Here is a 19,922-nt window from a genome sequence, read left to right as displayed (position 1 = left end):
GCCGAGGCGTTGCAGCGTATCGGTGGCGATGACATCACCGCGCTGACCGAGCGGGCGACGAACGCGACCTTCTATCGCGATGACCTGCGCCCCGATGAAATCGATGCGAACCGGCGAGTGGTGAGGATTAGTGCGGAGACTGCGCTCGGGGCAATGCGCAACTCACATCAGTTCTTCGCCGCGGCCTTCGTCGATGGGGCATTCGCAGGCTACGTCATCTCCACGGTTCACGCTCCGGACAGTCGCGAGCTCGACTGGCTGATGGTCGATCCGGCATTTCACGGGAACGGTGTCGCCGACGCCCTGATGAGCGCCGGTGTCGACTGGCTGGGCCGCGATCGCCCGATGTGGCTCAACGTCCTGCAGCACAACCGGCGCGCGATCCGCTTCTACGAGAAGCACGACTTCGCCATCGATCCCGATGCTCGCACCGAGCATTTGATCCCGCATTTCATCATGCGCCGGCGACCCAAGGTCGTCTGATCATTTCAGCAGGGCGTATCCGGTGGTGTGGCATTGGCCGAGGCCACACTGAACGACCACGGATGCGAAGTTCACCACCGCCAACGCGATGACGTATAGACCCACTATCGCGGCGAACCGTCCACCAGGGAACTTGAGTTTGGCGGCCGCGCCCCGTCCTCGGTGCCGATGATGCACAGTTTCAGTGCGAAGCCGGTAATCAGCGCGACCGCGATGATCACGGACCAGACCGGCATGTGCAGACCAAGCACCGCGCTGCCGACATATTCGTGACCGGGCCGAGGGTAGATATCCAGCAGCGTCTGGCGAACCGCGACAATCAGCAGGAACACCGAAAAGAGAAGGCCATAGCCGGTGTTTCGATCGGAAAAGCCGTTGCGGAAGTTCAGCATCAGCCCAAAGCAGACGCCGAGCATCGCCACGCGCTGCAGCAGGCATAATGGGCATGGGATCTCGCCCCGGCCGTATTGCATATACAAGGCGGCGGTCAGCACCGCTGCGATCACGGCCATCATCGCCACACCGAACAACTCGTTCAGGATATAGCGCAACGTGCCTTGGCGGCGCTCCTCAGAAGCAGTCATGTCTGGATCCACGGAAGGCTGTATCCGTAAACGGGATCGTGAACTTCCCAGAGGAACAGGTGAACCGACAGGACTAGGGTGACCGCGATCAGGATGATCGCAACCAGCCGGCGTCCTAGCCAGGCAGTAACAAGCGCTGCCGAAAGCGTCGCGAAAATCACTGCCATCATGGGCGTTCCCCAGAGCAATGGACGATGTACGCTTACTCTGGGAAACAGCAGTAACACAGGGACGCGGCGGCGTCGAAGCGCCGCTGCTGTCGGTCAGGCTGCCTCCAGCTTGTCTTGGGTCCGAAACTCGAAATCGCTCGCGTCGTGACGTTCGCGGAGCTGCTCGCCCGGATCGCCGTTCGTCTTGTTCACGATCCTCCCGCGCTTCACGCCAGGCCGGGCATCGATTTGGCGCGCCCACCGCTGAAGGTTGGAGTAGTGGCCGACCGATAGGAATTCGCCTGCGCCCTTGTAGCTGCGATCGAGGGCGAGCTGCCCGTACCAGGGCCAAATCGCGATATCGGCGATCGTGTAATCGCTGCCTGCAATGAACTCATGGTCCGCAAGCTGGCGGTCGAGCACGTCCAACTGGCGCTTGGTTTCCATCGCATAGCGATTGATCGGATATTCCTGCTTCGCAGGCGCATAAGCGAAGAAGTGTCCAAACCCGCCGCCCAGGAAGGGCGCGCTGCCCATCTGCCAGAAGAGCCACGAAAGCGCTTCGGCGCGTTCCGGTCCGGACTTCGGAAGAAGCTCGCCGAATTTCTCCGCGAGGTGCACGAGAATTGCTCCGGACTCGAAGATACGGACTGGTTCGGGACCGCTGCGGTCGACCAGAGCGGGGATCTTGGAATTCGGGTTCACCTCGACGAAGCCGCTTCCGAATTGGTCGCCTTGGCCAATGTTGATCAGCCAGGCGTCATAATCGGCATCTTTATGACCGAGTTCGAGCAGTTCCTCGAACATGATGGTCACCTTCTGTCCGTTTGGAGTTCCAAGCGAATAGAGCTGAAAGGGATGCTTCCCGACCGGCAATACCCTGTCGTGCGTCGGTCCGGCGACCGGCCGGTTGATGCTGGCGAACTGGCCGCCGCTGGGCTGCTCCCATGTCCACACTTTCGGGGAACGTACTCGGTCATCGCTGAAGTCCCTTTTCGGTTAGGGACAACAGCTAGGAAGGCGAAAAGGCGCCTTCTAGAAACACGAATGTGCCTTAGGCAGCGCCGACCGAGAGGAACGAGGGGAGGGGCCCGTTCCACTCCGGTTGGATGTCCTCGACGACGAGCGAGCGCTCGTGGGTCTCCTCGTGCTCGTCACGCTGCTCCCTGGGACGGCGAGGTTCACGCTTCGGCTTCTCAGCTCGCGGAGGCTTTTCCGTGCGGGCAGGCTTTTCGGCACGACCTGGCCGTTCGGCCGCAGTCTCAACCTTGGCGGGCTCGTCAGCTCTGGCGATAGGACCGCCGGTCAGCTTCTCGATCGCGGCAATCGCCTCGCGATCTTCCCGCGTCGCAAGCGTAATCGCGGTGCCAGTCGCTCCGGCGCGGCCGGTCCGACCGATGCGGTGCACATAATCGTCCGGCTGCCAGGGAACGTCGAAATTGAAGACGTGGCTGACACCCTTCACGTCGAGACCGCGGGCGGCAACGTCGGACGCGACGAGGATGTTGATCTCGTCGCGCTTGAACCGCTCGAACTCGGCGATGCGGTCCGATTGGTCCATGTCGCCGTGGATTTGTCCAACCGCAAAGCCCGAGCGCTTCAGGCTCGTCGCCAGCTCCCGCACGGTCGTCTTGCGATTGCAGAAGATGATGGCGTTCTTGACGTCATCGCTCCGCAGCAGATTGCGCAGCGTGTCGCGCTTCTTGTCGGGCGAGACCTGGACCAGCTTCTGTTCGATGTTGACGTTGGCGGTGGCGGGACGAGCGACCTCGATCCGCTTCGGCTCATTGAGGAACTTCGCCGCCAGCTTCTGGATCGGCGGCGGCATGGTCGCCGAGAAGAGCAGGGTCTGCCGGTTCTTTGGCAGCTTCGAGCAGATTTCCTCGATGTCCGGGATGAAGCCCATGTCGAGCATGCGGTCGGCTTCGTCGATGACGAGCAGTTCGCAACCGTTGAGCAGGATCTTGCCGCGCTGGAACAGGTCCATCAACCGTCCGGGGGTGGCGATCAGAACGTCGACGCCCTTTTCCAGTGCCTTGACCTGGTCGCCCATCTGCACGCCCCCGATCAGCAGCGCCATGGAGAGCTTGTTGTACTTGCCGTACTTCTCGAAGTTCTCGGAAACCTGGGCAGCGAGTTCGCGCGTCGGTTCCAGGATCAGCGAGCGCGGCATCAGCGCGCGGCTGCGGCCGTGGGCGAGGATGTCGATCATCGGCAGCACGAAGCTGGCCGTCTTGCCCGTTCCGGTCTGGGCGATGCCGATGAGGTCGCGGCCCATCAGCACGGATGGAATCGCGCCCCGCTGGATCGGGGTCGGCTCGGTATAGCCGCTTTCCTCCACGGCACGGAGCAATTGGTCTGAAAGGCCGAGATCGGCAAAAGTCATGGTGAATCCGGATGAAAGACGATGCAGTCGCGTTCGGGACGCGGCTTTCTCGTAAGGTGGTGGCTAAGGCGCGCTTTTCAAAATTGTCAAGGAATCAGCGCGAGAGGACCCTCGGGACCAGCCGCCGAAATCGCTCGATGCGGCAGCTCCGTCCGATGCGGGAGTGGATGTCGTCCCGCTTCGCGCAGAGCTTTCCGTTTTCGGGAGTCACGTAAAATCCGTTGTAGAAGTCGAGCGCCGGACAATCTTCCGAAAGCTCCGCGCGGACCCGACTGCGATCGTACAACATCAAGTCGACCGACTCCCTGCCGGAAAGGGCCGCTCCGCGTATCGTCGACGCATCGATGCATTTCGGGCCCTTCTGCACCTCCCACGCATCCGGCTGCATCGGGCGCGGCCGGACCGGAATGCGCATGATCACTTCTTCCTGGACGACGAGTGTGCGCACCTGGTCGGGCTGCTCGGCTGCGGCGAGCCCCAACATCGCCTGAAGCAGCGAAAGGAAAAGCGTTATCGGCATTCAGGCAGTCGTCCCCGGTTCTCCTTGCTTTGCGGCCACCCCGTTGAACAATCAATGAATTGATACGCCCGGCATAGGGGCTAGCCGCGGCACTTGCCTTAGTTGAGGCCCATGCCTACAGCGCTGCGCACAATTTCCAGTCGGCCCGGTGGAACGCGCGCGAGTGCCCCCGAAACGACGCCCAGGAGAAACTCGGAATATGGCGACTGCTGCGCCCACTCAGGAACTACCGCTTTTCTATAACAAGCTGGAAGCTCTCAACGGACCTCAACACGGCAATATGCGTATTCGCCGCATCGAGAGCGCACCGCAGATGGGCGAGACCCACGCCGTGCCGGTCACGGTCGATGAGTTCGCCTTGCTTCAGCGCCATTATCCGATTGTTTTCTCGGTCGGCGGCGATCCCGTCCCGTTGGCCCTGATGGGGCTTAACGAAGGCTCGAATGTCTTCCTGGATGCTAGCGGTATTCCGCACGATCCGGCGATTTACATCCCGGCCTACATGCGCCGGTATCCGTTCCTTCTCGCCCGCCTCGCGCCGGAGAGCGACGAGCTGTCGCTGTGCTTCGACCCGACGTCGGGCGCGGTCGGCGAATTCGCCGAAGGCGAGCCACTGTTCGACGGCGACCAGCCTTCGGAAGCGACCAAGGCTGTCCTTCAGTTCTGCGAACAGTTCGAGACTGCGGGTCAGCGCACCGCCGCATTCATCCAGGAACTGAAGACCAGCGATCTGCTGATGGACGGTGAAGTCGCGATCCAGCCGGAAGGCGCGACGCAGCCGTTCGTTTACCGTGGCTTCCGCATGGTGGACGAGGAGAAGCTCCGGAACTTGCGCGGCGACGAGCTCCGCAAGATGAACCAGAGCGGCATGCTTGCCCTCATCTACGCGCACCTCTTCTCACTGTCGCAGATCCGTGAAGTGTTCTCGCTTCAGGTCCAGCAGGGGAAGGGGCCGATCGCAATTCCTCAGCCGGCGACAGCCGACGCGTGAGGATCGCGCGGTGGGGGAATTGAAAACGGCCGCCGCGTAACCATCTAACTCTTGCTCGCTGCCGCCAGCTCCCCCTTAGGCGGCGTGAGCGACGCACCTTGAGTGCGTTCCTCCCTGAACTGGGCCGTTCCGCAACTTCGGGACGGCCCTTTTTCTTTGGCTATTCGGCGGCTTCCGAGAAGCGTCGGTCGAGCAAATGCTGGCCAAGTCGAAGGGCGAGTTGCTCGAACAGGCGGGACACTTTTCCAAACCCGGGTCCGCGTCCGACGAGGTTCGGCCGCATGTAGCAACGGCGGTCGATCTCGATCTGGATCGCGTGAATCCCGCGTGCCGGTGCACCGTGGCGCTGGACGATGTGCCCGCCTGCGAAGGGCTGGTTCACGCCTGCCCGAAATCCGAGCGAGGTGACGATCTTCACCGCCTCCGTCGTCACCCATGGCGCCGCGCTTTGCCCGTAGCGGTCGCCGATCACGATGGCCGGCCCCTCTTCGGGCGGCGGCATGGAATGACAATCGAGCAACAGCGCGCAGCCGAACGTATCCAGCAGGCGCCTCAAAGCGTCCTCGATCGCCTTGTGATAGGGGCGGTGCGCCTGGGCCAGGCGCTCCTCAAGCTCGTGACGCGGGATGGCCTGTCGCCAAAGCGGGCCATGCGATGCTGTGCGGCCGGGGACGATACCCAGCCCGCCGCGCGCCCGCGGGCTCAGCGAAGCGATCGGCCCCGAGCGAATAACGGTCGGGTCGATCTCGTCTTCGGCCCGATTGCAATCCACGGCCGCTCGCGGCGCGCGCGCGATTACGGCGCCGAAGCCCTTGTCGACAGTGGTTTCGACGAGGTCGTCGACCAACGGGTCTTCGAGCGCGTACAGCGCCGATGCTCCGCCCTTGCATAGGGCGATCAGCCACTCGGGGTAGTCCCGGCCGGCGTGCGGAACGGACAGCAGCACCGGGAATTCGGCGGTGGATGGAAAAATGGCCGGAGGGGCAAGAGACATTAGGGGCAGGTGGTCCTGTTCATGGCCATCACCCCATGAGTGTCGCGTTTCGGGGCAATTGCAACCTATGACGCTGGAAAAAATTAAGCGTTCCGAGCATAAGGGCACATATGGCGAAAATTCTTCTGGCCGAAGACGACAGCTCCATGCGCGAGTATCTGCAGCGCGCTTTGCAGCGTGTCGGCTATGAAGTCTCTGCGGTTGGGTGCGGAACGGAGGCCATGCCTCTTCTGGAAACCGACCGTTTCGACCTGCTTCTGACCGACATCGTCATGCCTGAGATGGACGGGATCGAGCTCGCCCAGAAGGCTTCTTCAATCGATCCCGAGATCCGCGTGATGTTCATCACCGGTTTTGCCGCGGTGGCGCTTCAGGGCGGCCGGACGACTCCGGGAGCGAAACTCCTGTCGAAGCCGTTTCACCTGAAGGATCTGGTCGCTGAAGTAGACCGAATCTTCCAGACCGAAGATCAACACGGCCGCCTCTAGGCGGCTTTCGCCTCATTCAGCGTGATCCAGGTCGCGGTCGCAGCCGCGATCAAATCGCCATTCGCATCGTGCAGGGCGCTTCCGACGCGATGCTTGCGACCTTCGGCGGAGATGGGCCACCCAGTGACGATCAGTGGCTCGCCGATTTGTGCCTGCCGGTGAATGGTCGCCGACATGCGTCCGAGCAAGGCAAGGCCGGCGGTGCTTTCGACGGCAAAGTATCCCGGGCAGTCCAAAGCGGCCCACAGGAACTCGGGCAGGACGAAACCGTCCGCGTCGCCGACGCTCGCATCAGGCGTCCATGTCGCAGCGACGCGATCGGCTCCGTCATGCAATGAACCCGGAAAGATCCGCATCCCGTCGCCACGTTCCCGTTCTGGCCCGCAGACGAAGCAGCCTGGAAAGATGTGGTGCACATGTCCGGTGAAGCGAGGTTCGGCGTCCTGCGCTTCCGCGAGTGTGGGTGGAGGCGGGACCTCCACCTCAACAGGATCTCGTGAAGCGGTGACGACGATGGTCCCGTCGTCGAACAATGTCGCGCCGTCGGCATCGGTCGAGAGGGTGAGGTTGCGCCCGATCGGGGCGGTGACTTCAAGGTGACGGTGCAGTTCGAGCCCCCGAGGGCAGCGGCGACCAGGCCGGCCGCATAGCCACCATTGCCGGACTCTGGCGGCCCGCGAAACCGTCGTTCGATGCGGAGTGTGGACATCGGTAGAGTGTCCCATCTCCGCCCTTGGCACGCAACCGCCGAAGAGCCGCCACAAAGGGTTGCGCCACCCGCCGCCGCTCTCTACATGCGCCTCCCGAGTGGGCGTGTAGCTCAGTGGTAGAGCACTGTGTTGACATCGCAGGGGTCGCAAGTTCAATCCTTGCCACGCCCACCATTTTTCTCTCGTGATCTCAGGTGCTTAGTCAAAAGCGCTAACTCTGCCTGCAGGGTTCGGCTGGTGCAGTTGCACCAAAGATGAGGATGCCGGCCATTGGAGTGCGGGGTCGGCGGAGATGTGGATTTGGATCGCATAACGGAAGAGTTCATTCGCACCTTCGAGAGGGTCAAGGCGGAGGTCAATCGCCGCGCAGGTGATGCGGCGTCAGTCGAATTTAAGATCGACAGAGCCGCGAGCCATGACGGCTTAGTGCGGAGGAACCGCACTCTCCTTTTCTACGTGAAAGATGTTCGGAACGCTCTCCAGCACCCCCAACACAGGTCGGAGGGGGCGCTGTTCAAGTGACAGAGTCGTTCCTCGCTGAAGTGCAGGCGTTACTCCGTCACCTGCAGAATCCCCCGTGGCGAGCCGAGTAGGCGTCTCGCGAAATGAGATTGTCGTCGCCAAGCTGACCGATAAGCTCGGTGATCTAGCAGAGGCGATGAGGCAGGGCGGGTTTAGCCACTTACCCATACTCGATGAGCGCGATGCGGTGGTTGGAGTGTTCAACGAGTCAGCGGTCTTCGACCATTTGTGGGCAGATACGGAGACAATCATCGCTCGTGACATGACGGTCAGCGAGATTTTGCGGCATTGCCGGCTCGACGCAGGTCACACCGAGGCATTTAGGTTCGTAAGGCCGACAACTCTGCTAGACGACCTCACGGACATGTTCGTTGCTTTGGAGACCCCAACGACCCGCGTGGGGGCCATTTTCGTCACTGCGTCTGGAAAGAGCACCGAAGCGCTGCAGCGGATGATTACGCCTTGGGACGTCCTAGCGAGTTCTTCGACTTAGCGGTCGCCGATGTTTCGCCGTAGACACATGCATACATACCATAACACACAAACGTGTATCTTGACACTATAACGTGTCAAACTATGTTCTCTGAACGGTTCAGGGAGCTAGTCGATGATTCAAAACAATATCCGAGCACTGCGCTTGAAGAGGGTATGACCCAGCGCCAATTGGCGGAGCTTGCAGGCACAAGCCAGCAACAGATCCAGCGGATTGAGTCTGGGTTCCAAGCAGCCAAGGTCGACCTTGCTCGCAAGCTCGCGCACGCGCTCCAAGCTCCGATACGCGAGTTGTTCCCGGCTTCGCAGACGGTCCAGGTGCCTGAGGAAGTCGCACCGCTCGATAAAAGAGCCATCGCGTTGGCCAAAGCGGGTATCGACATAGATCCTCGTCACTACCGGCTGGATGTCAGAATGCGCGGCGGCTTCGCACGCGACTTCAACATCAGCCTAAAGGATCGGGCGCGACTCCAATCCGTGCTTAAAAACCGATTGGATTACTATTTCGTGGTCTTTGACACGCCCACTGAGAGGGTGGCCCTCAATCTCAGAGAAATGTCTTTTTGCCAGTTCTTATACGATGTCGGCGCCCCTGTGAGTGAAGGGGTTGAGAGCGCGGAAGATGAAGAGCCGTTGAAGGTGTGGCTCACGGACTCGACCGAACCGCTAACTTTCGACGTCGAGCCGGATCAGGTGGATGACGAAGACGATGATCAAGCGGGCGAGGCGGATAATCTCTCAGACATATTCCACTATCTCGAGATGTATGACGGCGCGGACGATGATTCCTTCCTAAGTCAGGTATCCTTTGTCGATGCAGACGGCGAGGAGGTGTTGATACTAAACTCGCACATCGCGCTGTGCACCGTCCCGCTCGAGTATGTTTCGGCGGCATTCCGCCGATCGAAGTGGGAAGGCGAGGACGAGGACGAACAATTGCCCGAAGACGTATTGCTTCAAAGCTGAGTGAAGTGCGGCGGCGTCAAAACTCCAGCGCTGCCGCGGCATCCTTCATGAATGAAGGCGAGTAGCGCGCATAGGTTCGCTCCGTGACACGCGTCGAGGTGTGTCCCAAGAACTGTGAGATTTTCTGCATGGGCACGTCGGCCTGAGCCATCCAAACACCGGCGGTGTGGCGGAAGACATGAGGTGAGCAAGGAATGCCCGAACGCTTCGCCGCCATTCTGACGGCCTTCTTGATGCTCTTTACGCGCTCCCCGCTCCACTCGATCACAAAAGCAGTCAAAGCACCGCGTGCAGCGTCCTCAAGAGCAGCAAGGGCCCGTTGGTTGAGAGGCACCACCGGACGTCTTTTGTTAGTTTGCTCATGCTCCGGGGAATTGAAGTTTACAGTCCGGTGTTTGAAGTCCACCTGATCCCACCGGAGCTCCAGAATTGCGCTCATGCGGGCGCCGGTCGTCATCGCTAGGATGATGAACAGTCGCACATGCGCGGTTTGGACGTTGCTCAGCAGCATATCGAACTCTTCTCGCGTCAGGTATCGATCGCGAGGAGGGCTCCCAGTCGGAAGCCATACTCGATTGTGACCCCGACCGTAGCGAAGGTTTAGACAAGCCCGCAAATATTCGAGTTCCGTTCTCACGGTTCCTGGTGCTGCACCAAAACGCCGCCGCAACTTTGCATAGGCGCGGCAATCGTCCTTGCTGATGTCGGTGCCAAGGAAGTGACCAAATACTGGCTGAAGGTGCTTCCAAGCGTTCTCCTGCCGGGTCACATCCTTCCGATCCTTGCGGCGGTCGGCAAGATAGTGCTTCCAAAGGTCGTCGAGACGCTCGGAAGCTGGAGCGTGAAGCTTCTCCCAGATCTGCCGTGCGACTACTCGGGCGAGACCAGGGTCAGACGTGCCAGTCGAGATCCGACGGCGAGCCTTTCCCGTTCCGATAGCAACGGCGAGCTTGCCTCGGTGTGGAACGAGTTCATATTCTTCACTGGACGCAAGTGGGCGCATTCGTATCTCTCAACTTCTAGGGCGGGGATGCGGAAGAGCTTGCCAAGCGGAAAGGCAGCAAGCTCGCCACGGTGGATCATTTGGCGCACTTTCTCGGCGCTGCAGCTCCACCGCTCCGAGAGGGTCTCAGGCGTGTAGGGCCGTGTGGCTCTGACTGATTGGACTGCGTGGCAGCCGCTCTCATCGCTGGCTTCCGCGAGGCTTATCCTGCTGGTCAGAGACATGCTGCCCTCAATTCCGTTGCTTCGAGGTCGCTTATTCGACCGTATATTTGCGGCTGCATGAGGATCGCGACGTGCTCGGGCGTCAAACGGAGCATCGAACGCCGGCTAGCAGCGCATCGTAGTTTTTGTGCCAGCTCAACCGCCGGCGCTTTGGTTATCGTTGTCATATGCGTGCTATATGACACGCATGTGTTCTTGTAAATAGATTATTGATAGGATCGTTGCATGGTCGATGAGCATCCCTACGCGAACACCCGTGCGGCGCAGCTACTTGCGAGCGCGCTGCGGCGGAAGGCGGATACGGAGCGCATGAGTGTGCGCGCGATAGGCAAGGAGCTGGGCTACAAGCAGGCCGTTGTCCTCAGTCACATGGCCAACGGCCGGGTTCCGATCCCTGTTGATCGCGCAACCGACATTGCTCGGGCTGTAGGTTTACCAGAGAGAGAGTTCCTCCTCGCTGTGCTTCACCAACGTCATGACGAAGTCGATTGGAGTCTGATTACGTCATCATCTGACGAGTTCGTGGACGAGCTCGAGGCGATCGCCGGCCGGCCTTTGTCGACGCTCCCTGCCGAGCACCGCCAGGTGATGAGAGAGATTGTCGCCGAGAGTAGGCCGGAGCGGCGCTGGCTCTCACTTGCGGAGGTGCCCGTCATGGAGCTGATTCGTGCAGCAGTCCCATATGCCCGCTCCGACGGGATGCCGCGCCGGCTCATGGAAAGGTTCGCTACAGCGTTACGATCGGCATAATGCGTGTTGAACAACACGCACACGTAGGCTATGATGTAGCCTCATATGATCGCAACATCATCATCCCCAATGTCTCGAACCTCCCGGCGCCTAGGACTCGTCGAGTGGATCATGACGACGGCGACGCACGCGATTGATCTCGCACCCAATCGGCATGACGACATCAATGACCGAGCGCTTACCGAGATGTTCCGTCGCACCACCTTCCGCTGGGATAGCTACATGCTCGGATGCAGGCATGTGCACCTGCGCAATTCACATGATCGACTCAAAGTCATTGCGTTGCCGGAGAAGCTTTCGACCAATCCTCACCTCCACTGCTTCGCCGACCTTTCCGAGGCTCAATGGGGTGACCAGCTCAGACAGCTGCCATGGGAATGGAAGCTGGAACAGATCTGGCAAGAGGTAACCGAGGGGTCTGGCACAATCCACATTACGGCCGACTTCGATCGGGGCGCTGCAGTCTATCGCACGAAGGAGGCGCTGCGCCACGACCACGATTATCTGCACTCGTGGGACTTCCATCGAGATGACAAGCTCAAGGAACGCCGATGCGCACCTCGCCATCAACGGAGAGCTGCCGTCCGAAGGTGTCGGACGCACCAATAGCCAATCGGCATCGAGGCGTCCCTGATCGTCGCGCGGACGCGGAGCCTAGGCACGAGTGGATCTTGTCATCACAAGATGCTCGCGACGAGCTCCCGATCGGCAGGTCGGACGCTACGCGCTCAGCGCCGTGGTGATCCAGAGGTATGGCTTTCAGAAGCTCATAGGGACCACTCAAGAATAACAGGCAAGCCGGAGCGCAGCGTAGGCGACGCCTGGTAGCGGCCGCAGGGCGCTACCAGCAGCGACGTAAGCCAATACGAAGCCACCCGCTTCCATGAGAGCGTAACGGTAACTCTGACCTCATCGTCAACAACGTCATGAGGTTATCGAAGTGAGGCTCTTCTACTGTTCTACGGATGCGGGGTGCTGCCGCTATCTATTTGCCGAGGACTCGGACGAGGCCCTAGAGCTCTATTCAGTCTGTATCGTCCTTGAGAGCGTCAGGCCCTCAAAGGTCTGGGTTCTGGAGCTGACCCCCAATACTGTCGCCCGTCCTTGCCAGGAACACCTTCGCGAAGCCCTGTCTTGGGAACAGCAAGGCTTCGGAACGTATCAACACGGTGAAGGCTGGCGAATCTCGCGGGTGCAAGCCGAGTTCGATCGGCTGTCCACTCTTAAGCATCCCGGAGATGTGTCATGATCCGCATATCCGAGATGCGGGACCTCGGAACAGTCGAGGCGTTCGTCCTGGCGGCTGATGTCGATCGAGCCTCGGAGATCTTTGAGCATTATCTCTGGGTGGTTGGGGGCGACCCAGACACCATCATGTTACGCGAATTGGAACTTCAGCAGCTCAACGAGCCTGCCAACGACGCCGTCTATGAAGCTCTTGAGTTCGGGTGCGAAGGATTGGTCCTACGCGACCCTGACGGAGAGTGGGGCTTTGTTTCGGCTGAGGGCCCCTCTGGATAGCTTTGGCCTCGCGCCAAATTAGCGGCTGGTTCTTACGGAACTGCTCGAGCGCTTGTGAATGTTTGGCAGTGCATAGTCCACCATCCAATCAAGAAAGCATCAAGAGTAGTTTGTGCCCTACAGAGTCCTGGCGGTTTTGTGCCATTTCTGATGAAATTCACCGACGCTGGCACCTGACGGGAAACATTACTTTCATGCATTTGGCCTTCGGCCATGCTATACTGACGCATGCCGCTACAACGACCGAATCGGATTAGTAAAGAGCAGTGGGATACCGCCGCCGCCTCCTATGAATTAGGTGAACGCCACGCCGTGCAGATCGCGCGAGATCTCGGGGTTTCGCCACCTACCGTTTCGCGAGAGTTTGCCAGGCGCGGATGTGTGAAGGCATCCAGGATCGCCGAGACAATTGGCGCGATTGAGACGCGGCTCGATGCCGAGGCTATCCAGCGGGAACGAGCTAAAGCTGAGGCTGCGGCAAGACAGAGGGAAGTGATCTCACGGTTCGTCGACCAAATCTTCGAGGCGATGGACGCGGCCCGCAACGCGGGACGGTCACTCGGCGAATGCCCCGACATTCAAAGGATCAGTCAGGAACTTGAGTTCGGGCTTCGGTAGCGGTGTTTCTTCCCGCTAGCGATACCAGGTGTTCTCCGGCTACTGTCGCTTTGCTCGGGTTGAAGCGTAGCGGGGAGCAGGGTTGCCCACATTGGACTTGATGCCGCGCGGCGAGGGTGTGCGCGCGGCTGAGCATCTGCCTAATCGGCCACTTGAGAATCGGGTCAAATTTGAGGGCCGTTCCTTCTCGGCTGCACTCGAGCTGGTGGGAAAGCTGCCGTGAATGTCTTCGATCTCGATGAGAAGCTGGTCGCGCGCTATCAAGACTTCACGCGCTCATTCACATCGATCCGAGCACAGGATCTGAAGGCCAAGATCGACCGGATCTACGCGAGCAACGCCTTCTGGCCTGAGCCCTTGATCGGCTTGAATCCGAATTTTCGACCGGCCCAAGAGACGCTGGAAGCGCTCGCCGCCAACGGTTTCATTGATGCCGGTCTGCCGCAGGTTTTTGCCGCGGGCCAGCCTCGCAAGCCCATTCGTTTGCACCGGCACCAGGAGCAGGCGCTCTCGAAGGCGCAGCAAGGTAAGAACTACATCGTCACGACGGGCACTGGATCGGGTAAGTCGCTGTGCTTTTTCGTGCCCATCATCGACCGCATCCTAAAAGCACGGCGGGCAGGTGAGCCTCAACGCACACGTGCTGTCATTATTTATCCCATGAACGCGCTGGCGAACTCCCAGCGAGAAGAACTAGAAAAGTTCATCGGCGGGTGCGGTTTGCCCGACGAGTTGCGGCCTACATTCCGACGTTACACCGGGCAGGAACAGGACAGCGAGCGCCGGGCAGCGGCGGCCGAAAAGCCAGACATTATCCTCACAAATTTTATGATGCTTGAACTGCTGATGACGCGGCAGGACCATCTCGACCGCGCCGTCATCGAGAACATGCGTGGCCTAGAGTTTCTCGTGCTCGACGAGCTGCATACCTACCGCGGCCGGCAAGGCGCTGACGTAGCGATGCTCGTTCGGCGAGTTCGCGAGCGCGTGGGATCGCCTGAGATGCTGTGTGTCGGCACGTCGGCGACGATGGCGTCCGGCGACGAGGATGCCGGACGCCTTGCGGTCGCGGAAGTAGGCACCCGCTTGTTCGGGAGCGCAGTCCTACCCGACGATGTCATTACCGAGACGCTCCAGCGTCGCACCATCAAGCCAACGAATGAAGCAGAATACCTTCACGCGCTGCGCCGGGCCATAGTGGAGCCATCTCAAAATACGGGCCCCGCCGACTTTGAAACCGATCCGTTGGCGATTTGGGTTGAGGAGCAGGTAGGACTCCATCTGGGCGAAACAGTTAGGCGTAGGCCACCAATGACCTTGACCCAGGCCGCGCGAGACCTGGGGGCACATTCCGGCCTGGACGAGAAGACATGCCGCGAAGCGCTCATGCGGCAACTCGTGATCATGAGTGACAACAGGAACGCGCCGGATCCCGCGTTCATGGCGTTCAAGCTGCACCGCTTCATTGCGGGCGCCGGCCATGCACACTCTACACTCGAGGCAGTTGATAAGCGGACTGTCTCGCTTGCCGGCGAGAAGTTTGATCGTGATACACCGGATGCACGACTCTATCCTGTTTTCTTCTGCCGCGAGTGCGGTCAGGAGGTGCACAGTGTGTCGATTGACAGCGAGGGGCAGGTTCTTCCTCGCTCAATCGACGCAACTCCGCGAGACGAACCTGACCTGGACGGCAATTGGACGGGCTTCCTCGTGCCGGACGCAGCAGGCGATCTCGCCTTCGCCGGCAACGTCGAGGACTATCCCGATGCTTGGCTTGAAGAGGGTAGTTCAGGTCCTCGTCTGAGGAATAGCCATCGTGGAAAGCACGAGGGCCGCCTGATGCATCTCGCACGGGACGGTCGCGAAAAGGGCGAGGGCATCGGGCTCCGCTCATGGTTCTTCCCTGGCAAGTTCCGTTTCTGCCCGCAGTGTCGCTACGAACCAGCCCCCAGGCCCGAGACATCAACAAGCTCGCGGGGCTTTCGTCCGAGGGCCGAAGCTCTGCCACGACGATGATTACGACCGCGGCGCTCGACTGGATGGATCGTGCCCGCGCGCCTGAGGACGAACACCGTCGAAAACTGCTGGGGTTCACTGATAATCGGCAGGATGCGGCCCTCCAGGCTGGGCACTTCAACGACTTCATTTTCGTCACACTCCTACGGGGCGCAATGCTGCGCGCGGTGGAAGAAGCCGGCGTGGACGGGCTCAGTCACGAAGAGTTCGGTAACGCCCTGCGTAAGGCTCTTGGCTTCGAACCGGAGAACGAACGGCGCCGGGCCGAGTGGATGCAGGATACCGGCCGACGCGATTTTGCGGCACTCGATGACGCCAAACGCACGTTGAACCGGGTATTGGCGCATCGGCTATGGACCGACCTGCGACGCGGGTGGCGTTACACCAATCCCAACCTCGACCAACTTGGGCTCATCTGTGTCGCTTATCCTGCGACCGCATCACTTGCGGCTGACGAGGATGCTTGCGCTGGAGCGGGGTTACAGGGTGATCTTAGCGATACAGAGCGCAGGGGCTTCGCCTTACTTTCCGAATTGACGATCGACGTTAGGAAAAAGGTATTCACGCGCCTGTTTGACGCGATGCGACAGGGACTTGCTGTTGCCGTCGACGCCCTGGACGCCACGGATCTCGACCAAGTCGCCGAACGCTCGCGGCACTTACTCAAAGATCCTTGGGCTATCGGCAAGGAAGAGCGAGAGAGCCTCTCGCGAGCAGGCACCCTAGTCATAGGAAGCGCGCGCCAGAAGGGGAACGAGACGTTATCCGGGCGACCGGCCGGAGTGTGCTGGGTCGCGACATCGGCAAGCTGGCGGGCAGCCTATCGGTCACAGACCGCGAGGCGTTGATAGCGGCGATGCTGCTCGCGGCAGAGAGCCACTACATCGCTCGTAAATTTTCGACGCGGGATCTTACCGGATGGCGCCTCGCACCGGATGCTGTGAGGCTTCACAAGGGAACGGGTGATACGAAACGGGGACAGGAGAACGCCTTCTTCTCCCAGCTTTATTCGGATGTCGCGATGCGGCTTGCCGATCCTGGTGCGCTGCCGTTCGGCTTTGAGGCGCGCGAGCACACAGCGCAGGTCAAAAGCGAGGTCCGGGAATGGCGCGAGAATCGCTTCCGTTACGGCCCCACCGACGTCGCGCAGATCGCCAAGGAGGTTGGCGAAATGCGCAACGAGGGGAACCGCAGGACTTCCTGCCAGTGCTTTTCTGCTCCCCTACAATGGAACTCGGTGTCGACATCTCGCAATTGAACTTCGTCTACTTGCGCAATGCTCCACCTACGCCGGCGAACTACGTCCAGCGGGCCGGTCGTGCGGGGCGCAGCGGCCAGGCAGCCCTCGTGGTGACCTATTGCGCCGCTCAGAGCCCCACGACCAATACTACTTCGAACGTCGCAGTGACCTAGTTGCCGGTGTCGTTCGTCCGCCGGCGATCGACTTGGCCAACCCAGACCTTCTCACGGCGCACGTTCAGGCAGAATGGCTGGCTGCGTGCGTCAAGCCGCTCGAAGCCGCCATTCCCGCCAATCTTGAACTGATCGAAGGGTTACCCTTGTCGCCCGAACTTGCCGCCGCGGCTTCTGAGGCGAGTGCCGACGAGACTGCGTGCAGGCGTGCGATTGCGGTGGTTCGAGCAGCAGTCGATGACCTTGCTCTGGCTGCAGAAGGTCTCGGCACGGTCGAGATGTTCGTGGAACGCCTCTGGCTCGAAGCTGCAGGCGCATTCAACGAAGCGTTCGACAGGTGGAGGAAGCTTCGCGAATCGACCCAGGAAGAGCTCGAGGCGGCTCAGGAGATTGTCCGACGGATGGGTCTCTCCCAAGAGCAGCGGGCTGAGGCAGGAGCGCGCCAGCATCGGGCGAACAAGCAGCTGGAACTGCTAGACAGCGGTCGCGCCAGCAGCGGGTCCGATTTTTACTCATACCGCTACCTGGCCACGGAGGGATTCCTGCCCGGCTACAACTTCCCACGATTGCCGCTCTATGCGTTCGTAGATGCCGAAAAAGGCTCGACTGTCCTACAACGGCCGCGCTTCCTCGCGATCGCGGAGTTCGGACCGAACAGCCTCGTTTATCACGAGGGGAAGGCCTACCGCTGCAACCGTGCCAAACTCCCCGCCGGCACGCGCGACCAGGAAGGGAATCTCGCTACCCGGACGTTGACGTGCTGCACCGAATGCGGCGCGGGCCACGATGGCGAGACGCAGGAACGCTGCGCCGTGTGCGCTTCGCCGCTGACGAGCGAGGGGCGCCTCTCGAAGCTTTACCGCATCGAGAACGTCGAGGCCGTTCCCGGCGCACGGATCACTGCGAATGACGAGGATCGGCAACGGCGCGGTTTCGATGTGCGCACCATCTTCACTTGGCCCGATGGCGGACAGAAGGAGCTAGTTCTGGGGGATGGCGAAGGCGCCATCGTTACGCTCCGCTATGGGCCGCAGACTGTGCTGGCCCGCGCTAATCTCGGGCTGCGGCGTCGAAAGGCGCAAGAGATTACCGGCTTTGACATCGATACCCTGACCGGCCGCTGGCTGAAGAACGAGGCGGCAGGCGAGGAGGAAGGCGCCGATCCGAAAAGCGCCCGCCGCCAGTCCATCGTGCCGATGGTCGAGGATACCAAGAACGCACTATTGGTGCAGTTCAGCCCCTCTCTTGGCTTCGGTCCTGTGCAGATGGCGACCCTGCAGCACGCCTTCGTTCGCGCCATTGAGACGGTCCATGTGCTGGAAACCGGGGAACTGCTTGGCGAGCCGTTGCCTACTCGGGACAATCGCAAGGCGATCCTGCTTTACGAGGCATCGGAGGGCGGCGCGGGCGTGCTCAAGCGGCTGATGACGGGCTCGGACAGCTGGCGCACGTTGGCGTCGACGGCGCTTGATCTCCTTCACCTCGAACGCGACGATGATGGCGCACTGCACGACAGCGACAATGCCTGCGTGGAAGGTTGCTACCGCTGCCTACTGTCCTACTACAACCAGCCCGACCATGAGCTGATTGAGCGGAGCGACGGCCAGGTTCAATCGCTTCTAGATCGTCTGACGCGGTGCGAGGTGATGCGCGGCGAAGCGCAACCGCGGGTGGCGAGGGCTGGGTGGAGGCGCTGGAGAAGTGGGGCGCTCCGGCTCCCACCACTGAATCCATCGCAGGGTGCACCTATCCACTGTGCTGGCCGGATCTGATGGTCATGGCGACAGTCGGGTCAGCGCCAGTCGGCTTAGCGCAGAGGTGCGAGGACATGGGGCGGGTTCTCGTTCAATTGCCCGAAAGGCCGGGAGAATCGATTCCTGCCGAACTCGCACTGGCGCTTGGAGTGAATGCATGATCCTCGCGCAATTGCAGAGCGGCGATCTCGTCAAAGCGCGCGGCCGGGACTGGATCGTGCTCGACAAGCAGGAGCGCGACGGGCTGTTGCGGGTGCGGCCGCTCTCAGGGTCGGAAGAGGACGCCATCACCATCGCGCCCTTGCTCGAGCGCCAGCCGATCGTCAGCACGGCATTCGCTCCGCCAACGGCGGAGAGCCTCGACACGCAGGAGGCTGCCCGCCTGCTCGCTGATGCGTTGCGCCTCTCGCTCCGGCGCGGCGCGGGGCCATTCCGCTCCGCCGCGCACTTGGGCGTGGAGCCGCGTGCCTATCAGCTCGTGCCGCTGCTCATGGCTTTGCGCCTCGATACGAAGCGGCTGCTGATCGCGGACGATGTCGGCATCGGCAAGACGATCGAGGCCGGCATGATCGTGCGGGAGATGATAGACCGCGGCGAGGTCGATCGCTTCACCGTGCTGTGCCCCCGCACTTGGTTGACCAGTGGGTCAGGGAGCTGGCGGAAAAGTTCGACATCGATGCCGTCGCGGTCACGTCCTCGCGCGCCCGTGGGCTGGAGCGCGGCCTTGCCCTCTCAGAGAGCATATTTTCCGCCTACCCCTATACGGTCGTCAGCCTGGACTACATAAAGGCCGACACCCGCCGCGACAGCTTCGCTGACGTCTGTCCCGGCATGGTCATCGTCGACGAGGCGCACACCTGCGTGGGCGGAAACGAGTGCGGAACACAACAACGGTTCGCGCTGCTGCAGCGGCTCGCTGACGACGAGAGCCGGCACATGCTGCTGCTGACCGCAACACCCCACAGTGGGAACCAGGACGCCTACGCGCGCCTGCTGAGCCTGCTGCACGTAGACCTGACGAGCGAACCCGATACGCCGGATGCGAACGCTCTGGAGCGCTATCGCCGCCGCCTTGCTCAGCACTTCGTCCAGCGCCGCCGGCCCGACATCATGGACAACTGGGGCGCCGAGCGTGCTTTCGCCAAGCCGATGAAGCTCCCGGCCTCAGCAGCTTCCTACGTTCTCTCCGGCGAGTCTCAAACGTTCCAAGAAGACGTGCTCGATTACTGCGTCGGCGTTGCCACCCGCTCGGACGGGGAACGTGCGAGGCGGCTCGCGTTCTGGGCACGCTGGCACTGATGCGCTGCGTCGGCTCCTCGCCTGCGGCGGCGATCAGCG

At 61.1% G+C, this 19,922-nt stretch carries 24 protein-coding genes and 1 tRNA gene; 16 read left to right on the top strand and 9 right to left on the bottom strand.

Translation table 11 applies throughout. From position 1 onward, the window contains the following. The first annotated feature begins 9 nt into the window (after positions 1–9). Positions 10–483 carry a GNAT family N-acetyltransferase gene (locus H9L15_RS01375; RefSeq protein ID WP_223276406.1) on the top strand — a complete coding sequence of 158 codons (474 nt, stop codon included), beginning with the start codon at positions 10–12 and terminating at the stop codon, positions 481–483. Between the two features lie 104 nt (positions 484–587). On the opposite strand, the gene H9L15_RS01370 is transcribed toward H9L15_RS01375, so the two are convergent. The 5 genes from H9L15_RS01370 to H9L15_RS01350 all read right to left on the bottom strand — a co-directional run bounded on the left by H9L15_RS01370 (position 588) and on the right by H9L15_RS01350 (position 4,122). After that, positions 588–1,067: a disulfide bond formation protein B gene (locus tag H9L15_RS01370; RefSeq protein WP_223276405.1), complete on the bottom strand. Its 480-nt coding sequence runs from the start codon at positions 1,065–1,067 to the stop codon at positions 588–590. Beyond that, positions 1,064–1,237, bottom strand: a complete 174-nt coding sequence (locus H9L15_RS01365) for a DUF5993 family protein (RefSeq protein ID WP_187714915.1) — start codon at positions 1,235–1,237, stop codon at positions 1,064–1,066. The genes H9L15_RS01370 and H9L15_RS01365 overlap by 4 nt, the downstream gene beginning before the upstream one ends. Positions 1,238–1,330: 93 nt before the next feature. Further along, positions 1,331–2,173 (bottom strand): glutathione-dependent disulfide-bond oxidoreductase, encoded by an 843-nt coding sequence (yghU, locus tag H9L15_RS01360; protein ID WP_187714914.1) that lies wholly within the window; start codon positions 2,171–2,173, stop codon positions 1,331–1,333. Between the two features lie 97 nt (positions 2,174–2,270). Then, a complete protein-coding gene (locus H9L15_RS01355) occupies positions 2,271–3,602 on the bottom strand; it encodes a DEAD/DEAH box helicase (RefSeq protein ID WP_187714913.1) in 1,332 nt (443 codons plus the stop codon). A gap of 94 nt (positions 3,603–3,696) precedes the next feature. Beyond that, positions 3,697–4,122 (bottom strand): hypothetical protein, encoded by a 426-nt coding sequence (locus H9L15_RS01350; RefSeq protein WP_187714912.1) that lies wholly within the window; start codon positions 4,120–4,122, stop codon positions 3,697–3,699. Positions 4,123–4,321: 199 nt separating this feature from the next. On the opposite strand from H9L15_RS01350, the gene H9L15_RS01345 reads away from it, so the two are divergent. Beyond that, complete coding sequence (locus H9L15_RS01345; protein WP_187714911.1) at positions 4,322–5,113, top strand: SapC family protein; 792 nt, start codon at positions 4,322–4,324, stop codon at positions 5,111–5,113. Positions 5,114–5,273: 160 nt separating this feature from the next. On the opposite strand, the gene H9L15_RS01340 is transcribed toward H9L15_RS01345, so the two are convergent. After that, complete coding sequence (locus tag H9L15_RS01340; RefSeq protein ID WP_187714910.1) at positions 5,274–6,107, bottom strand: N-formylglutamate amidohydrolase; 834 nt, start codon at positions 6,105–6,107, stop codon at positions 5,274–5,276. Between the two features lie 110 nt (positions 6,108–6,217). Between H9L15_RS01340 and cpdR the strand changes: the two genes are divergently transcribed. Continuing rightward, the gene (gene cpdR / locus H9L15_RS01335; protein WP_187714909.1) at positions 6,218–6,595 is read left to right on the top strand and encodes a cell cycle two-component system response regulator CpdR; all 378 of its coding nucleotides are present in this window, start codon (positions 6,218–6,220) and stop codon (positions 6,593–6,595) included. Here cpdR and H9L15_RS01330 read toward each other — a convergent pair. Beyond that, positions 6,592–7,320, bottom strand: coding sequence for a PaaI family thioesterase (locus H9L15_RS01330; protein WP_223276404.1), 729 nt, complete (start codon positions 7,318–7,320; stop codon positions 6,592–6,594). The genes cpdR and H9L15_RS01330 overlap by 4 nt on opposite strands. Positions 7,321–7,404: 84 nt before the next feature. Here H9L15_RS01330 and H9L15_RS01325 point away from each other — a divergent pair. The 3 genes from H9L15_RS01325 (at position 7,405) to H9L15_RS01315 (ending at position 9,285) form a co-directional block, all read left to right on the top strand. Next, positions 7,405–7,479, top strand: a tRNA-Val gene (locus H9L15_RS01325). 403 nt (positions 7,480–7,882) lie between these two features. Continuing rightward, positions 7,883–8,320: a CBS domain-containing protein gene (locus H9L15_RS01320; protein ID WP_187714908.1), complete on the top strand. Its 438-nt coding sequence runs from the start codon at positions 7,883–7,885 to the stop codon at positions 8,318–8,320. Positions 8,321–8,475: 155 nt separating this feature from the next. After that, the gene (locus H9L15_RS01315) at positions 8,476–9,285 is read left to right on the top strand and encodes a helix-turn-helix transcriptional regulator (RefSeq protein WP_187714907.1); all 810 of its coding nucleotides are present in this window, start codon (positions 8,476–8,478) and stop codon (positions 9,283–9,285) included. Between the two features lie 16 nt (positions 9,286–9,301). Here the strand turns inward: H9L15_RS01315 and H9L15_RS01310 are convergent, their stop codons facing one another. Together H9L15_RS01310 and H9L15_RS20045 are read right to left on the bottom strand one after the other, a co-directional pair. Beyond that, entirely contained in the window at positions 9,302–9,796 is a 495-nt protein-coding gene (locus H9L15_RS01310; RefSeq protein WP_187714906.1) for a site-specific integrase, read from the bottom strand. A gap of 359 nt (positions 9,797–10,155) precedes the next feature. Beyond that, positions 10,156–10,368: a hypothetical protein gene (locus tag H9L15_RS20045; protein ID WP_398286477.1), complete on the bottom strand. Its 213-nt coding sequence runs from the start codon at positions 10,366–10,368 to the stop codon at positions 10,156–10,158. 369 nt (positions 10,369–10,737) lie between these two features. Between H9L15_RS20045 and H9L15_RS01300 the strand changes: the two genes are divergently transcribed. From H9L15_RS01300 to H9L15_RS16615, 10 genes are all read left to right on the top strand, one after another. Next, positions 10,738–11,262 (top strand): hypothetical protein, encoded by a 525-nt coding sequence (locus tag H9L15_RS01300; RefSeq protein ID WP_187714904.1) that lies wholly within the window; start codon positions 10,738–10,740, stop codon positions 11,260–11,262. Positions 11,263–11,373: 111 nt separating this feature from the next. Next, a complete protein-coding gene (locus H9L15_RS01295; RefSeq protein WP_187714903.1) occupies positions 11,374–11,871 on the top strand; it encodes a hypothetical protein in 498 nt (165 codons plus the stop codon). Positions 11,872–12,507: 636 nt separating this feature from the next. Then, positions 12,508–12,783: a DNA ligase-like domain-containing protein gene (locus H9L15_RS01290; protein ID WP_187714902.1), complete on the top strand. Its 276-nt coding sequence runs from the start codon at positions 12,508–12,510 to the stop codon at positions 12,781–12,783. Between the two features lie 837 nt (positions 12,784–13,620). Continuing rightward, complete coding sequence (locus H9L15_RS16645) at positions 13,621–15,417, top strand: DEAD/DEAH box helicase (RefSeq protein WP_223276402.1); 1,797 nt, start codon at positions 13,621–13,623, stop codon at positions 15,415–15,417. Continuing rightward, the gene (locus tag H9L15_RS16640) at positions 15,414–16,265 is read left to right on the top strand and encodes a hypothetical protein (RefSeq protein ID WP_223276401.1); all 852 of its coding nucleotides are present in this window, start codon (positions 15,414–15,416) and stop codon (positions 16,263–16,265) included. The genes H9L15_RS16645 and H9L15_RS16640 overlap by 4 nt, the downstream gene beginning before the upstream one ends. Positions 16,266–16,273: 8 nt before the next feature. After that, positions 16,274–16,675, top strand: a complete 402-nt coding sequence (locus H9L15_RS16635; protein ID WP_223276735.1) for a hypothetical protein — start codon at positions 16,274–16,276, stop codon at positions 16,673–16,675. Next, the gene (locus tag H9L15_RS16630; protein ID WP_262984868.1) at positions 16,672–16,830 is read left to right on the top strand and encodes a hypothetical protein; all 159 of its coding nucleotides are present in this window, start codon (positions 16,672–16,674) and stop codon (positions 16,828–16,830) included. Before H9L15_RS16635 ends, H9L15_RS16630 begins: the two co-directional genes overlap by 4 nt. A 32-nt stretch (positions 16,831–16,862) precedes the next feature. Further along, the gene (locus H9L15_RS16625) at positions 16,863–18,602 is read left to right on the top strand and encodes a DUF1998 domain-containing protein (protein ID WP_223276399.1); all 1,740 of its coding nucleotides are present in this window, start codon (positions 16,863–16,865) and stop codon (positions 18,600–18,602) included. Positions 18,603–18,741: 139 nt separating this feature from the next. Then, positions 18,742–19,371, top strand: a complete 630-nt coding sequence (locus tag H9L15_RS16620) for a hypothetical protein (protein WP_223276398.1) — start codon at positions 18,742–18,744, stop codon at positions 19,369–19,371. Beyond that, positions 19,257–19,883, top strand: a complete 627-nt coding sequence (locus H9L15_RS16615; RefSeq protein ID WP_223276609.1) for a DEAD/DEAH box helicase family protein — start codon at positions 19,257–19,259, stop codon at positions 19,881–19,883. The genes H9L15_RS16620 and H9L15_RS16615 overlap by 115 nt, the downstream gene beginning before the upstream one ends. Positions 19,884–19,922: the final 39 nt, after the last annotated feature.

Source organism: Sphingomonas daechungensis (assembly GCF_014489495.1).
GTDB lineage: Bacteria > Pseudomonadota > Alphaproteobacteria > Sphingomonadales > Sphingomonadaceae > Sphingomicrobium > Sphingomicrobium daechungense.
The sequence above is the reverse complement of the archived record's forward strand: the minus strand, read 5'-3'. Positions and strand labels throughout refer to the sequence as shown.

What these genes read in the sequence shown, in the direction of transcription:
- H9L15_RS01370 (WP_223276405.1), bottom strand. Translation starts at nt 1,067, where the DNA reads ATGACTGCTTCTGAGGAGCGCCGCCAAGGCACGTTGCGCTATATCCTG.
- H9L15_RS01365 (WP_187714915.1), bottom strand. Translation starts at nt 1,237, where the DNA reads ATGATGGCAGTGATTTTCGCGACGCTTTCGGCAGCGCTTGTTACTGCC.
- H9L15_RS01355 (WP_187714913.1), bottom strand. Translation starts at nt 3,602, where the DNA reads ATGACTTTTGCCGATCTCGGCCTTTCAGACCAATTGCTCCGTGCCGTG.
- H9L15_RS01350 (WP_187714912.1), bottom strand. Translation starts at nt 4,122, where the DNA reads ATGCCGATAACGCTTTTCCTTTCGCTGCTTCAGGCGATGTTGGGGCTC.
- H9L15_RS01345 (WP_187714911.1), top strand. Translation starts at nt 4,322, where the DNA reads ATGGCGACTGCTGCGCCCACTCAGGAACTACCGCTTTTCTATAACAAG.
- H9L15_RS01340 (WP_187714910.1), bottom strand. Translation starts at nt 6,107, where the DNA reads ATGTCTCTTGCCCCTCCGGCCATTTTTCCATCCACCGCCGAATTCCCG.
- cpdR (WP_187714909.1), top strand. Translation starts at nt 6,218, where the DNA reads ATGGCGAAAATTCTTCTGGCCGAAGACGACAGCTCCATGCGCGAGTAT.
- H9L15_RS01330 (WP_223276404.1), bottom strand. Translation starts at nt 7,320, where the DNA reads ATGGGACACTCTACCGATGTCCACACTCCGCATCGAACGACGGTTTCG.
- H9L15_RS01315 (WP_187714907.1), top strand. Translation starts at nt 8,476, where the DNA reads ATGACCCAGCGCCAATTGGCGGAGCTTGCAGGCACAAGCCAGCAACAG.
- H9L15_RS01310 (WP_187714906.1), bottom strand. Translation starts at nt 9,796, where the DNA reads ATGCTGCTGAGCAACGTCCAAACCGCGCATGTGCGACTGTTCATCATC.
- H9L15_RS20045 (WP_398286477.1), bottom strand. Translation starts at nt 10,368, where the DNA reads ATGATCCACCGTGGCGAGCTTGCTGCCTTTCCGCTTGGCAAGCTCTTC.
- H9L15_RS01300 (WP_187714904.1), top strand. Translation starts at nt 10,738, where the DNA reads ATGGTCGATGAGCATCCCTACGCGAACACCCGTGCGGCGCAGCTACTT.
- H9L15_RS01295 (WP_187714903.1), top strand. Translation starts at nt 11,374, where the DNA reads ATGACGACGGCGACGCACGCGATTGATCTCGCACCCAATCGGCATGAC.
- H9L15_RS01290 (WP_187714902.1), top strand. Translation starts at nt 12,508, where the DNA reads ATGATCCGCATATCCGAGATGCGGGACCTCGGAACAGTCGAGGCGTTC.
- H9L15_RS16640 (WP_223276401.1), top strand. Translation starts at nt 15,414, where the DNA reads ATGATTACGACCGCGGCGCTCGACTGGATGGATCGTGCCCGCGCGCCT.
- H9L15_RS16635 (WP_223276735.1), top strand. Translation starts at nt 16,274, where the DNA reads ATGCTGCTCGCGGCAGAGAGCCACTACATCGCTCGTAAATTTTCGACG.
- H9L15_RS16620 (WP_223276398.1), top strand. Translation starts at nt 18,742, where the DNA reads ATGATCCTCGCGCAATTGCAGAGCGGCGATCTCGTCAAAGCGCGCGGC.